This is a genomic window from Meishania litoralis (assembly GCF_042611095.1).
GTDB classification, from domain to species: Bacteria; Bacteroidota; Bacteroidia; order Flavobacteriales; family Flavobacteriaceae; genus Meishania; species Meishania litoralis.
On record NZ_JBHFPV010000001.1, the window covers coordinates 1,583,424 to 1,596,755 of the forward strand.

Sequence of the window (13,332 nt, forward strand, 5' to 3'; positions counted from 1 at the left end):
TTTTGCTTTTAAGCGGATTTTGGCCGCAATTTGAAGAACTCGATGAAACTTGGCGGATTTTCGACCATACCTCGTTCAGAAATCAAGTGTATATCGATGTTCCTTTCTTGGGCTTTGAACGCAAAATCGTCGAGAATCTCGATGATGTCGTTATCGAGGTATCTTGTTTTTCGCACATCCAGCTCCAAATAGGTGTCTCTTGGCAAGCTGTCCAGCTCTTTCAAAATGGCTCCTTTGTTAAAGAAAGTAACCTCTTCGGCAAGCGTCATTTTTATTTTGTGCTTTCCGTTACTCTTGTCCTCAATGTGTAGAAAATGTGAGTTTTGATAGCTTTTTATTAATATGACCACGATGCCCACTAAAAGTCCGAGGGCGATACCGACCAGAAGATCGGTAAAGATGATGCCCAAGACGGTCACTATAAATGGAACAAACTGTTTCCAACCCAAATCGTACATGGTCTTGAACAATGCTGGCTTTGCCAACTTGTATCCTACTATGAAGAGTACCGCCGCCAAAACAGAAAGAGGAATCATATTCAGCAGTCTAGGAATCAAAATAACGGAAATCAACAAAAAGAAGCCATGAATGATTGCCGAAAGTTTGGTTCTACCTCCTGATTGAATATTGGCCGAACTGCGAACGATCACTTGGGTAATTGGAAGCCCTCCGATAAGGCCTGAGATAATATTGCCAGTACCTTGCGCGAGAAGCTCACGATTGGTAGGGGTTACCCTTTTATGGGGATCGAGCTTATCTGTAGCTTCGACACATAGCAAAGTTTCAAGGCTTGCGACCAAGGCGATGGTAAATGCAGTGACCCATATTTGTGGATTACCAATTGCCCCAAAATTGGGGAAGCTGAATTGCGCTAGAAAAGAAGATGCGTCTTCTGGAACGGGCACACTTACCAGATGATCTGTCGAAATGCCCCAAAGATCACTGCCCTTCGTCAAGTTATAAAAAATGATGCCAATGACAACGGCTACCAAGGGCCCTTGGACCAGTTGAAAGAACTTTCCTTTTTTCGAGAGTACAGAGCTCCACAAAATTAGAATTCCTAGACCGATCAAAGCGATTAAGGTCGCACCCGGGCTAATGTTGTTAAACGTTTGTAAGATTTCAGAGAACGTGTTTTCACCGTCTACCTGAAAAAAGGCAAAATCGCCTTCGGGATCTGCATCATACCCAAAGAAATGTGGAATTTGCTTTAAAATAATGATAATTCCGATACCGGTCAACATCCCTTTGATTACCGAGGAAGGAAAATAATATCCGATAATCCCGGCCTTTAAAAATCCGAAAACCAATTGGATAACCCCGCCTAAAACCACGGCAAGTAAAAAATTTTCCCAGCTTCCCAGAGTGCCGATGGCAACCAGAACAATCGCAGCTAAACCGGCTGCCGGGCCGCTTACTCCTATGTGAGAACCACTTAAGGCCCCTACTACTATTCCACCTACAATACCGGCAATCAATCCTGAAAATAAGGGTGCCCCGCTGGCCAATGCTATTCCAAGGCATAATGGCAGGGCAATGAAAAATACAACGACACTTGCGGGAAGGTCGCTTTTTAAATGTTTAAACATAAATATTGATATTACGTCTTCCCATAAATCAAAATGGAAGACTGGTTAGTCACTTGAATAAAGAAATGTTGAAAAGACTAACCGATATGTTTAGGAGGAGGAGGGACTATTTCCAAGGTGTAATCGAAATAACCGGTGATATGATAATAACCCATATCTGTTTTCATCGACAGGCCCAACAGAGAAAAATCATAGGAAGCACTGCCCACAAATTTTTCTTCACTATCGGCCTTTTTGCCCGTTTCTTGTTGCTCTTCTTCATTAAGGTTCGATACTACTATAGGGTTATCGACATCGTACAGCGTAATTAAGCTAGGAGCGACAATTGCGAACGCCCATAATATAAGAAGAGTTAAACGAGCAATTTTTTTCATAATCCGCCGTAAACTGCAAATATAACAGGTCTTAAGCTGATTTTCTGTTAATTAAAGTTTAAAAATCCTTTAACACTTTGATACTTTCCATTGGCAACCAACCAGTTTTCCCATCAGCGATTTGTACTTTTTTAAAGTCGTTGAGTTCCTCGAGTATGTTTACTTTCGCCCCTTCGTGCAATTTGAATATTTCTTGGCTCCTATCGTTCGGCTCAGAGCGCACGACAATCTCTTCTGAAAACACGATGGCAGGCTGGTCCGCTTTGAATTCGTCGTATTGGATATACGCAAAAAGTGTTGAAATGATCGAAATCACCAACGCGACGATACTTGAAATAAAAGCTATGCGCTTTCGCGATGAATACCTGAAAAAATAGAAGGCTATATAGAACATGACGAATAAGATCATAAAGGCCACCGCCATTTTCGCCCATTGATCGAAGGACAGGAACCCGGTTAGGTCCTTCTTGATTTTTGTCAGACCCGCTTCGGGAATCTTGTCTATGGCATCCAACGTCATGTTTTGGGCATAGGTCAAATTGTTCTTTGTTTCTGAATCGTTAGGTCTTAAGAGCAATGCTTTTTCGTAATAGTAGATGCTCGGTGCAATCTGGTTCAATTTGTAATAGCAATTACCCAGATTAAAATACAGTTCGGCCGAATGATGGCCGTTTTCCAAAATCTTCAAATAATTTTCAGCGGCTTTTTCATAATCACCTTCATTATAGGCCTTCGTTGCCCCATCAAAAAGGTTTATATCTTGAGCGGAAACCGACAAACCAACTACCAACAGAAAAAACAACGTCAACTTTTTCATAATTGCTTGTCAATTTGGGAAATTACTTCACTTGCCTTGTTGTAATCTTGCTGCATTTGCACATCTGAAAACGGACTATAGCGGGCCATTTCGCAATTTTTGAGCAACCCTATAAAACCCTCGTTCGTGGCATCGTCGACTTGCTTTTGGGCAAGTAGCGATGCAATTTTATCCTTGCTGAACTCGCTGGTCTCGATTTTTAGCTTGGCCTTGAGATAGTTGTGCAGCCCTTTTTCGAGCGCAACATAGAATGCATCTTTATTGCCCAGCGCCTTTTTGGCGGTCGACAGATATTTTCTTGCCAACCGATTGGCCTTTTTTATTTTATTTCCGGCGACATCATCGGCTATGGCCTTTCGCTTTTTTCTGAACAATATCGCAATCGGAATCAATAATAACGGTAGTGACATCCACAAAAAGAAACGGGTCGAACCGAAAAAATAATCGGTTCCAATAGCGGATAGGTTCGGTTTGAGTTTGATGAAGTTGAACAGGTTACCCGTTACCTCGACAGACTGTCTGTTACCAGAAGATGGTATCGAACCACTACTGGCAGTATTGTTCGGGCCTTGTATGACATCGATTACGATTTCTTTCGAATTGATCGTATTGTATTTTTCGGTCTTGGGGTCGAAGTAGCTGAACGAAATGCTTGGTACGGGATACTTGCCCTTAAAAGACGGAACTATAGTGTAATTATCGCTTACCTTACCCTGTGAACCGGACAATGTTGTTCGAACGTTTTCTTCAAATTCGGGCTCATAGACCTCTAAGGAACTGGGAAGGTTGAGTTCAGGAAGTTTGAACAACTTCAAATTGCCTTTACCGCTCACTTGAACCCTGGCCTGCAATGATTCGGTCGCATTCAAATTGGTCTTACTGGTAGTTACCGAAAAGTCAAAACTACCTACAGCACCGCTGAAGTCTGCAGGTCTTCCAGCGGTTGGCAGCGACTTTACATCAATGGTACGCTTGCCGGCGGAAACAATTTTATTGGTCTGGGTAAAGATCCGCTGCCCGAAGAAATCACGTTTATTGGTCGGCACATCTATACTTACCTCAAGTGAAAGCGGTTCAATTTCAAGTTTGCCCGATTTCTGTGGATATAATACTATTCTTTTTAAAACTACATAACGATAGGGCTTGCCTTTATAGGAGCCATTCTCTGCGGTCGGTCTAGAAACCGGAATGTCATGGCTCCAGAAGTTATTGTATTTTGGGTTGTCCAACGGATGATAGTTCGATACGCTAATATTCGGACTGACATATAATTTATAGACTACACTGATAGCCTCGTTAAGATAAGGATTCGTTTTTGAGACTTCGGCCACGAGATGCAGACTTTCATCGGCCACATCGTCGACGGTTTTTTCAGAACTGGGCTTGTCTACCGCAGGGCCGATCGTTATTTTCTTGGCCGTCGATTTATAAATTTTACCGCCGATTTCAATAGTCGCCTGTTTGATGGTCGCCGTGCCTTGTACCGTAGGCTGCAAAAAATAAGTAAGCGACTTTGAATAGCTTCGAACCCCATTGATCCAGCTCGAACTGATTTGGGTAGATGGCCCCATTAATACCCTAAAACCCTCAAAGTCTGGTGGTGTAAAATTATCGCCGTCTTTGTTCATGACGAACTCGACACGAAGACGCTCGTTGATGCCCAATTTGTCTTTACTTACCTGTACCTCAAAAGTAACCGCATCTTCTTCTTGTGCCCACAACCCGCAGGTCATGAACACGATTGAAAATAGAACAATACATCGTTTGACGAACATCTTATCTACCAGTCTTTTTCATTTTTTGCCTTTACACCCTGTATTTTTTGGGCGTCGATTTTCTCCTGCACTTTTTTCTCTTCGTTCTGCATGGCATCCAAGAGGTTTTGGATCTGCTGTTTACTCAATTGGTTGGGGCGGGGCTGTTGTTCTTGTTGTTGGTCTTCGGGCTTGTCACCTTGATCGGGCTGTTTTTTCTGCTCTTCTTTTTCATCGCCTTCACCCTCTTTGTTCTCATCTTTCTCTTCGTCGCCTTGATCGCCCTTATCACCCTCGTCTTTTTGGTCTTCCTTATTGTCTCCTTCTTTTTGATCTTCGTTCTGATCCTGCTTGTCTTTTTGGTCTTGGTTGTCTTTGTTATCGTCGTTGTTTTGGTCGTTTTTCTGCTCTTCTTGTTCCTTTTTTAGCATTTCTTTGGCCAAAGCAAGGTTATATCGGGTCTCATCATCGGTAGGATTGTTTCGAAGGGCTTCTTTATAGGCCTCTAACGCCTTTTCATATTCTTTTCGTTTCATGAAGACATTGCCCATGTTATGATAGGACTGATGTTTGGCATCTTTGCCCTCGGCCAACTCACCGGCCTGTTTGTAACGCCCGAAGGCCTCGGCGTACGCCTCGTTGTTGTAATAGGCATTACCCAGGTTATAAGGAGCCGCATGGTTTTCATCACTTTTGGCAATCGCCTTTCGATAATCGACTTCGGCCTCGATGAAATTATTTTCCGAAAGCTCTTTGTTGCCTTCCCAAGTAAGGTTTGTCGATTCGCGCAGTGCCGTTTTTCTTTCTTTTTCATCTTCTTGCGCAATCGAGAAGTATCCCGCCAAGAAGGCAACACATAGTACCAAGCGTTTCATATCAGACTTCTTTTTCGTTGAACAAATTCAATTTACGCAGCCATTTGGTCTTCCTGTCCAAAATAAAAATATCCAAAAATAGGAATAATAGCCCTGCTCCTAAAAACCATTGGAATTGGTCTTTGTATTCAGCGAATTGTTTGGCCTCGAATTCCTTTTTATCCATCTGGTTCAACTGTTCTTTTATGAACTCGACCGCCTCTTCCGTATTGGTTCCGTCTATGTATTCGCCGTTTCCGTCATCTGCGATATCCTCGAGAACGGCTTCGTTGAGTTTTGTTATCACGACCTCGCCCTGTGCATCTTTCTTCAAGCTCTCGACGACCCCGTTGCGCTTAATTGGAATAGGGGCGCCTTTTGCTTTTCCAACTCCAATGGTATATACTATAATTCCGTGCTCTATGGCCCGTTCGACCGCATCAAGGGTAGACCCTTCTGAGTGATCTTCGCCATCAGAAACGATAAAGAGTACGCGATTCGTTTGCTCCTCGTCATCATAATAGGTAGTGGCCAAATCAATGGCCGCATCTATGGCCGTACCTTGTGAAGTCAACATGTCGGTATTCATGTTTTGTAGGAACATTTTGGCAGCTCCGTAATCGGTGGTTATGGGTAATTGCGGAAAAGCCTGCCCGGCATAGGCGATAATTCCGATCCTGTCGCTGGCCAGTTGGTTGATGATCTCGGAAACCAGTCGCTTGGCCTTTTCCAGACGGTTCGGGGCAATGTCTTCGGCCAACATACTTTTTGAAACATCCACTGCGAAAACAATATCGACGCCTTCGCGTTTTATGGTTTCCAACTTCGTGCCTATCTTGGGATTGACCAGCCCTAATGTCAAGAATGAAATTCCGAAAAGAAAAAACAACAGTTTTAATGTCGATTTGTAGTCCGATTTATCGGGGGTCAATCTTTTGAGCAATGATAAATCGGCAAATGTTTTCTGTGTTCGCTTTTTCCAGATATGCAGTATTACGAACAGTACAATAACCACGGGAACGATGGCCAATAAATAAAAATATATTTTTTCGTCTAACTGGATCATGTCTAAATAAAACTTCTGAACAAGGTATTGCGCAACAGCCACTCCAACATTAGCAGAGCTCCTGCCAAAAGAACCCAAGGCCTGAATTTTTCTTCGTATTTGTAATACTTGAACTCTTCTATTTCGGTTTTTTCAAGTTTGTTGATCTCATCATATATGGCTTCAAGTTTTTCATTGTCGGTCGCCCTGAAGTATTTGCCGCCAGATACCTTGGCGATTTCTTTTAACAGTTCTTCGTCAATCTCGACCTGTCGCATACCGTATCGGTAGGAGCCATCGGCATTGTAAGCTATGGGAGAGAGCGCATTGCCGTTCGTGCCCAATCCTATGGTATAGGTCTTGATATCGAATTCTACTGCAAGGTCGGCCGCGGTTCGAGGTTCAATGAAACCCGAATTATTGACCCCATCGGTGAGCAAAATGATAATCTTGCTGATCGCCTTACTTTCCTTCAGTCGATTGACCGAGGTGGCCAACCCCATACCGATGGCGGTTCCGTCGTTCAACTGGCCATAGGTGATTTCTCTAAGGGCGCTTAATACAATCGATTTGTCGCTGGTGATCGGGGTCTTGGTAAAAGCCTCTCCCGCATAGACGACCAACCCGATACGATCGTTCGGTCGTTCTTTGATAAAGTCCGAAGCTACCTCTTTCAAAGCTGCGAGCCGGTTCGGTTTTAAATCACGTGCCAACATGCTCGATGATACATCAATGGCCATAACGATATCGATGCCCTTGGTCGTTTTGGTACGGGTGGATATATCTTCGGTCTGTGGCCTTGCCATAGCGACGATGATCGACGCCAGTGCCAGCAATCTGAACAAAAAGAGCAATGGTTTTAACTTGGGAAGTATACCATTGTTCTTAAAACCTTTTATGGTGGAAATTTTTAGCGATGCCGCCTGTTCCTTGCGTTTGAAAAAATACCAAAGCACGGCCAATGGAAGCAGTAAAAGCAACCAGAAAAATTCAGGATTCGCAAATTCGATACCTTCCAACATCTACGTTTCAGTTTTTACTTCTACCGTTTGCAAAATACGATCAACTATTTTTTGGGCGTAGGGGTCATCCGATAGCCAAGTAATCATTACCTGTTGCTGAAAGCCTTTACCTCCAAAAAGCAGAATGCTATACTCGCCCTGGGCCGTTTCGTTCGATTCGACAATCGGAAACTTTCCGCTACCATATATTTTGATTCCCTTTACCCCGGTTACGGTGGTGAATTCTTCTTGTTTGGTAATGATGTTCTTCACCCCTCTTTTTTCAAGACTACTCAAAAGGGTCTCTATGGTCTTTTCGAAATCGGGATCTTCTTCGACATTCGCCAAAGAGAGTGATGTTGTGCTAATGGCAATCGCATCGTTCGGACTTTGATAGGCAAATACCTGAAGTCCTTGTGTGGCCGCTTGTTGCTCCGGGGGCAGCTTTACTTTTTGGCGCACCAGCACTTCGGGAGTTTCAAGACTGATCGGCGGAAAGCCATAAGAGCTGGCGATCCAGTCTTGATCCAATAATATTTTGGTCTTTTGACGGGTTACCGTATCCCAAACATTTCTTGGCCCATAATATCCTGCCACAGATGCCAAGGCAATAAGAATAAGCCCCGCCGCAATTCCTGAAGCCAACACCCATTTCTTTCGCTGTTCTTTTCTTGCCAATTCCTCGCGATACTCCTCTTGCTCCAAAAGTTCTTCCTCAGTGGGTTCGGGCAATGCTTCGTGGGTCTTTATGACGATTTGCTCGATCGACTTTCTGTGCTCCTCGGCAAGCGAGGTTTCAGGTCTTGATTTGGCAAATTTTACAAGGTCTGCAGTTTGCAGAATACGTTTGAACTGTAGCAATGTATCGTTGTCGATTTTCAGCTCGCCGGCATCTTTTAGCATCTCGAGCTTACCAATGAGTTCATCGGTCGTACTTTCAAGTGCGGTGACATGCACATCTTCCTCTAGGTATGAGCGTACGATATTTGTCAGCTCGGTGTAATATTGTTTATACTCGTCTTGTATCAGGTACTTTGAATTCTCGAGCTTTTTCAATTCGATCAAGGCCCTGTCATAAGGAGGCAATAAAGCCACTTTTTCTTCTTCGGTCAATGGTTTTTTTCTGAATACGAACCAATAGAGCAAACCGCCCAAAATGAGCAGTCCTACTAGAACGGCTATCAGGATTTTCCACAACCCGGAATTACTTTTTTCGACCACCATCAATTCCTTGATGTCGTACATTTTTTGATTTATGGTATCGACCGCGACATTGGCTACATCGACCTGTAACGAATCGGTGAAATACCCTTTGCCGTTGATTTCGATACGTTGGGCCGGAAGCTTGTACGAGCCCGAATCGAACTGTGTCAGGGCATAGATCTTCTGGAGGGTCAACCGGTCTTTTTTACGGGTAGTGTCAGTGGCATAGGCCTCGACGGTTTCCAAAGGCGAAAAAGTTTGCCCATCCGGAAAAATGACCTGATCGGTAGAGTCGGTTTCCACGGTGACGGTGAACTTGATCTGTTCTCCGATCTTAATAAATGTGGTATCGACTTCTGAACGTATTTTTGGAGGAGTTTGAGAAAATCCTTGAAGAGACAACATGAAGAAAGTATACAGAACGGTGGATCGCAAACATAGCGACGACAACTTCGTATTTTGTATTTTATGCTTCATACTTCCGATCATCCTCTTCGCTTGAAATAGCCCAATAATTTCTTCACATAACTTTCATCGACACGACAACTCAAAGTTCCACACCCCGATTTGGAAAAAATATCCTTAAAATAATCGACACGTTCTTTATGGAACTTGCCATAGGCCATACGCACACTTTTTGATTGTGTATTGACCAATTGTACAGTACCCGTTTCGGCGTCTTCCACCTGCACCATCCCTAGATTCGGAATTGTTTCTTCACGTTCGTCATAGACCCGAATACCTGTTAGGTCGTGCTTGTTGCCTGCAATTTTCAAGGTTTTTTCATAATCATCGGCTATAAAGTCAGATAATATGAAAACAATGGCCTTTTTCTTCATTACGCTGCTCAAGAACCTTAAGGCTTCGCTGATATCGGTCTTGTTGCTTTTAGGCTTGAATTCCAACAATTCCCTAATGATACGAAGTACATGGCTTTTCCCCTTTTTTGGAGGAATAAAAAGTTCGACCTCATCTGAGAAAAGAATCAAGCCTGCCTTATCATTGTTCTGCATGGCCGAAAAGGCCAAGGTGGCCGAAATCTCGGTAATGACCTCTTTTTTGAATTGATTGGCGGTTCCGAAAAGTTCTGAACCGCTGACATCTACCATAAGCATCATGGTCAGCTCGCGCTCCTCCTCGAAAACTTTTACGAAGGGCTCATTATATCGGGCGGTCACGTTCCAATCGATACTGCGTACGTCATCACCGAACTGATATTGACGAACTTCACTGAAAGTCATGCCACGGCCCTTGAAGGTGGAGTGATATTCGCCACCGAAAATATGATCTGACAGACGGCGCGTCTTGATCTCGATCTTTCGTACTTTCTTAAGAAGTTCTTTGGTATCCATCTTTTTTTGTAAACAGTATTCGGCATCGGCCGATAGTTTCAATCACCGAATTTTGAAGAAATACTGCAAACGCTTTAAGGTACTTCGACCTCGTTTACGATCTTGTTGATGATTTCCTCTGAAGTTATATTCTCGGCCTCGGCCTCATAGGTGATCCCTATTCTGTGCCGTAGCACATCGTGTACCACGCCCCTCACATCTTCTGGAACTACATAGCCCCTGCGCTTTATGAAGGCATAACATTTTGCTGCGACGCCCAAATTGATGCTTCCCCTTGGCGATGCACCAAAACTGATCAATGCCTTTAAATTTTCAAGATTGTATTTTTCAGGGTACCGCGTGGCGAAAATAAGATCGAGAATGTATTTTTCTATTTTTTCGTCCATGTAAACCTCTCTGACCGCCTTTTGCGCACTTAGAATCTGTTTGGTGGTGATAACCGGTTTTACCTCGTCATATTTATCCAACAGGTTTTGGCGCATGATCAATTGCTCCTCGTTCATCTTGGGATAGTCGATTACGGTCTTTAACATGAATCGATCTACTTGTGCCTCAGGTAGCGGGTAAGTACCTTCTTGCTCCACGGGGTTTTGCGTTGCCATGACCAGGAATGGTTTGTCGAGGGTAAAGGTCTCATCCCCAATGGTCACCTGTTTTTCTTGCATGGCCTCAAGCAATGCTGACTGCACTTTTGCCGGCGCCCGGTTGATTTCATCGGCGAGTACAAAATTGGCAAAAATCGGTCCCTTCTTAATTGAGAAATCGTTGACTTTCATGTTGTAGATCATCGTTCCCACAACATCTGCAGGTAAAAGGTCGGGAGTAAACTGAATTCTGCTGAAACTTCCCTTAACGGCTTTTGCCAATGTGTTGATGGCTAGGGTCTTAGCCAGACCGGGCACGCCTTCCAAAAGAATGTGGCCCTGCCCTAGAAGGCCAATGAGCAACCGTTCGACCATATGTTTTTGGCCTACGATCATTTTGTTCATTTCCAACATCAGCAAATCGATAAAAGCACTTTCTTGCGCTATCTTATCGTTTACCGCACTAATATCTACAGTGGTATTTTCTTCCATATGCTACTTTACAATTTTGGTTTTGATTGGTTGCGTTGTCATCAGCGGTGCAAATTGTTAAATTATTCACTGGGTTGCTGTTAACGATTGGTTAAATAATAGGTTCAAGCCCTTATTTTTATGAAGTTTTTAAGGGATTTCTTTTTAATTTCACAGGCCTATGGGAAACATGGATTCTTTTTCTAAAATTATTGCCGGCACCATGACCTGGGGAAGATGGGGAAGGCAGCTTTCGAAGATAGAAAAAATAGAATTGATGAACCATTGTATTGGCGAGGGCATAACCACATTTGACCATGCCGATATCTATGGGGGCTACACCAACGAAGCCGATTTTGGAGAAGCCCTTGCCGACAGTCGAATAGCTAGAGAGAATATTCAGCTCATTAGTAAATGCGGTATTCAATATGTCTGTGAGGCACGTGACAACACAATAAAACACTATGATTATTCAAAAGACTATATTGTTTGGTCGGCGGAACAGTCACTTCGAAACCTTCAAACGGATTATCTTGACCTCTTTTTATTACATCGCCCGAGCCCTTTGATGCATCCCGAAGATATTGCCGAAGCGATATCTCGATTAAAAAAAGCCGGTAAGATAAAAGCGTTTGGCGTATCGAATTTTGCGCCGTCGCAAATCGCAATGCTCGAAACAATGATTGCCGTAGAAGGCAATCAAGTGGAATTCTCATTGACAGCGGATAAGGTTATGTACGATGGCACTTTTGACGATGTTATTGCCAATAAGAGAATGGCGATGGCCTGGAGTCCTTTGGGAGGTTACTTCAAAGAGGAAACCGAAAACATAAAAAGAATCAAGGAGGTTATGACGAACATGACCGAAAGGTATTCGGCGACCGAGGGCCAATTGTTACTGGCCTGGATTTTAATGCATCCGGCCCAAGTATACCCGGTGGTAGGTACGACGAACAAAAACCGTTTGAGTGCCGCCGTCGGTGCTATGAAAATAGCGTTGCAATTAGAAGATTGGTTTACCCTATTGGAAGCCAATCAAGGGCATAAAGTCCCATAAGAAATGAAAATCATGAACAAAACAGCATTGATTACCGGGGCAACGAGTGGTATAGGAAAGGCCACTGCGGAACTGTTTGCCGAAAATGGCATCAGATTGGTCTTGTGCGGTAGGCGCCAAGATCGTCTGAACGATCTCAAAACGGATTTAGAAGTCAAGACCAAGGTACATCTGTTAAACTTTGATGTTAGAAATCGGGAGGATGTGTTTGAACGTATAAATTCATTACCCGATGATTTTTCGAAAATCGATATTCTTATAAACAATGCCGGCAATGCCCATGGCCTGGATCCCATAGAATCTGGAAGCCTTGACGATTGGGATGCCATGATGGATATCAATGTAAAAGGACTGCTCTATGTCTCTAAAGCCGTCATACCACAAATGGTCAAGAGAAAATCGGGCCACATTATCAATATAGGGTCGATTGCGGGCAAAGAAGTTTACCCCAAGGGCAATGTATATTGTGCCAGTAAATATGCCGTCGATGCCATCAATCAGGGTATGCGGATCGACCTGAACCAATATGGTATAAGGGTAGGGGCCGTGAATCCAGGTGCGGTCGAGACCGAATTCAGCAATGTTCGTTTTAAAGGAGATGATGAACGGGCCGATATGGTCTATAATGGATTTGAACCTTTGCACCCCGAAGACATAGCTGATATTATCCATTTTGTGGTTACACGGCCATACCATGTGAATATTGCCGATCTTTTGGTAATGCCAACAGCTCAGGCAAGTGGCACCATTGTAAATAAAAGATAATTGCGAGTTACGGGTGGCAAGTTCTAAGGCTTGTCTAAATACAACATTTAAATGGCTAAAATTCAAGAGTTTGAAGATTTGGAAATATGGCAGAAAGCTAGAGACCTATGCAATGAGGTTTGGGAATTGATCGAAACGACCTCACTCGCTACGGACTATAAGCTGAGGAATCAAATGAACAGTTCTTCAGGTTCCGTCATGGATAATATTGCAGAGGGATTCGAACGTAACGGAAATCGGGAATTTGTCCAATTTCTTAGTATAGCAAAAGCTTCTTGTGGAGAATTACGCTCGCAATTATATCGATGCTTTGATAGAAATCACATTAAAGAAGAGGTATTTGAATTACTAACAGATCAAGCCAAAGTCGAAAGTAGAAAAATAGGGGCTTTTAAGGGCTACCTAAAAAAATCAGAAAGAAAAGGGTCTAAATTCGATTGATTTTTATTTTTTACCCGAAACCCGA

Annotated in this window: 13 protein-coding genes; 3 read left to right on the forward strand and 10 right to left on the reverse strand. The window is 43.3% G+C overall.

Going from position 1 to position 13,332, the window contains the following annotated elements; genetic code table 11:
• Nucleotides 1-8 precede the first annotated feature (8 nt).
• The 10 genes from ACEZ3G_RS07085 to ACEZ3G_RS07130 all read right to left on the reverse strand — a co-directional run bounded on the left by ACEZ3G_RS07085 (nucleotide 9) and on the right by ACEZ3G_RS07130 (nucleotide 11,065).
• On the reverse strand, nucleotides 9-1,589 hold the full coding sequence (locus ACEZ3G_RS07085; protein ID WP_432424742.1) for a SulP family inorganic anion transporter: 1,581 nt from the start codon (nucleotides 1,587-1,589) through the stop codon (nucleotides 9-11).
• Nucleotides 1,590-1,666: 77 nt separating this feature from the next.
• On the reverse strand, nucleotides 1,667-1,963 hold the full coding sequence (locus ACEZ3G_RS07090; protein ID WP_432424743.1) for a hypothetical protein: 297 nt from the start codon (nucleotides 1,961-1,963) through the stop codon (nucleotides 1,667-1,669).
• A gap of 58 nt (nucleotides 1,964-2,021) precedes the next feature.
• Nucleotides 2,022-2,780, reverse strand: coding sequence for a tetratricopeptide repeat protein (locus ACEZ3G_RS07095; RefSeq protein WP_432424744.1), 759 nt, complete (start codon nucleotides 2,778-2,780; stop codon nucleotides 2,022-2,024).
• On the reverse strand, nucleotides 2,777-4,513 hold the full coding sequence (locus tag ACEZ3G_RS07100; RefSeq protein ID WP_432424745.1) for a BatD family protein: 1,737 nt from the start codon (nucleotides 4,511-4,513) through the stop codon (nucleotides 2,777-2,779). Before ACEZ3G_RS07100 ends, ACEZ3G_RS07095 begins: the two co-directional genes overlap by 4 nt.
• Before the next feature lie 47 nt (nucleotides 4,514-4,560).
• Nucleotides 4,561-5,409: a tetratricopeptide repeat protein gene (locus ACEZ3G_RS07105; protein ID WP_432424746.1), complete on the reverse strand. Its 849-nt coding sequence runs from the start codon at nucleotides 5,407-5,409 to the stop codon at nucleotides 4,561-4,563.
• 1 nt (nucleotide 5,410) lies between these two features.
• Complete coding sequence (locus ACEZ3G_RS07110; RefSeq protein ID WP_432424747.1) at nucleotides 5,411-6,454, reverse strand: VWA domain-containing protein; 1,044 nt, start codon at nucleotides 6,452-6,454, stop codon at nucleotides 5,411-5,413.
• A 2-nt stretch (nucleotides 6,455-6,456) separates the two neighbouring features.
• A complete protein-coding gene (locus ACEZ3G_RS07115) occupies nucleotides 6,457-7,455 on the reverse strand; it encodes a vWA domain-containing protein (protein WP_432424748.1) in 999 nt (332 codons plus the stop codon).
• Nucleotides 7,456-9,114 carry a hypothetical protein gene (locus ACEZ3G_RS07120; protein WP_432424749.1) on the reverse strand — a complete coding sequence of 553 codons (1,659 nt, stop codon included), beginning with the start codon at nucleotides 9,112-9,114 and terminating at the stop codon, nucleotides 7,456-7,458.
• An 8-nt stretch (nucleotides 9,115-9,122) separates the two neighbouring features.
• The gene (locus ACEZ3G_RS07125) at nucleotides 9,123-9,989 is read right to left on the reverse strand and encodes a DUF58 domain-containing protein (protein WP_432425158.1); all 867 of its coding nucleotides are present in this window, start codon (nucleotides 9,987-9,989) and stop codon (nucleotides 9,123-9,125) included.
• Between the two features lie 74 nt (nucleotides 9,990-10,063).
• On the reverse strand, nucleotides 10,064-11,065 hold the full coding sequence (locus ACEZ3G_RS07130; RefSeq protein ID WP_432424750.1) for an AAA family ATPase: 1,002 nt from the start codon (nucleotides 11,063-11,065) through the stop codon (nucleotides 10,064-10,066).
• A gap of 160 nt (nucleotides 11,066-11,225) precedes the next feature.
• On the opposite strand from ACEZ3G_RS07130, the gene ACEZ3G_RS07135 reads away from it, so the two are divergent.
• The 3 genes from ACEZ3G_RS07135 to ACEZ3G_RS07145 are packed head-to-tail and all read left to right on the forward strand — an operon-like array spanning nucleotide 11,226 to nucleotide 13,307.
• Entirely contained in the window at nucleotides 11,226-12,101 is an 876-nt protein-coding gene (locus tag ACEZ3G_RS07135) for an aldo/keto reductase (protein ID WP_432424751.1), read from the forward strand.
• A 12-nt stretch (nucleotides 12,102-12,113) separates the two neighbouring features.
• Nucleotides 12,114-12,866, forward strand: a complete 753-nt coding sequence (locus tag ACEZ3G_RS07140) for an SDR family NAD(P)-dependent oxidoreductase (RefSeq protein WP_432424752.1) — start codon at nucleotides 12,114-12,116, stop codon at nucleotides 12,864-12,866.
• Nucleotides 12,867-12,917: 51 nt separating this feature from the next.
• On the forward strand, nucleotides 12,918-13,307 hold the full coding sequence (locus ACEZ3G_RS07145; RefSeq protein WP_432424753.1) for a four helix bundle protein: 390 nt from the start codon (nucleotides 12,918-12,920) through the stop codon (nucleotides 13,305-13,307).
• Nucleotides 13,308-13,332: the final 25 nt, after the last annotated feature.

Coding starts and splice junctions, on each gene's coding strand:
- ACEZ3G_RS07140 (WP_432424752.1), top strand. CDS start 12,114: ATGAACAAAACAGCATTGATTACCGGGGCAACGAGTGGTATAGGAAAG.
- ACEZ3G_RS07130 (WP_432424750.1), bottom strand. CDS start 11,065: ATGGAAGAAAATACCACTGTAGATATTAGTGCGGTAAACGATAAGATA.
- ACEZ3G_RS07145 (WP_432424753.1), top strand. CDS start 12,918: ATGGCTAAAATTCAAGAGTTTGAAGATTTGGAAATATGGCAGAAAGCT.
- ACEZ3G_RS07095 (WP_432424744.1), bottom strand. CDS start 2,780: ATGAAAAAGTTGACGTTGTTTTTTCTGTTGGTAGTTGGTTTGTCGGTT.
- ACEZ3G_RS07110 (WP_432424747.1), bottom strand. CDS start 6,454: ATGATCCAGTTAGACGAAAAAATATATTTTTATTTATTGGCCATCGTT.
- ACEZ3G_RS07135 (WP_432424751.1), top strand. CDS start 11,226: ATGGGAAACATGGATTCTTTTTCTAAAATTATTGCCGGCACCATGACC.
- ACEZ3G_RS07090 (WP_432424743.1), bottom strand. CDS start 1,963: ATGAAAAAAATTGCTCGTTTAACTCTTCTTATATTATGGGCGTTCGCA.
- ACEZ3G_RS07085 (WP_432424742.1), bottom strand. CDS start 1,589: ATGTTTAAACATTTAAAAAGCGACCTTCCCGCAAGTGTCGTTGTATTT.
- ACEZ3G_RS07120 (WP_432424749.1), bottom strand. CDS start 9,114: ATGAAGCATAAAATACAAAATACGAAGTTGTCGTCGCTATGTTTGCGA.
- ACEZ3G_RS07115 (WP_432424748.1), bottom strand. CDS start 7,455: ATGTTGGAAGGTATCGAATTTGCGAATCCTGAATTTTTCTGGTTGCTT.
- ACEZ3G_RS07125 (WP_432425158.1), bottom strand. CDS start 9,989: ATGGATACCAAAGAACTTCTTAAGAAAGTACGAAAGATCGAGATCAAG.
- ACEZ3G_RS07100 (WP_432424745.1), bottom strand. CDS start 4,513: ATGACCTGCGGGTTGTGGGCACAAGAAGAAGATGCGGTTACTTTTGAG.
- ACEZ3G_RS07105 (WP_432424746.1), bottom strand. CDS start 5,409: ATGAAACGCTTGGTACTATGTGTTGCCTTCTTGGCGGGATACTTCTCG.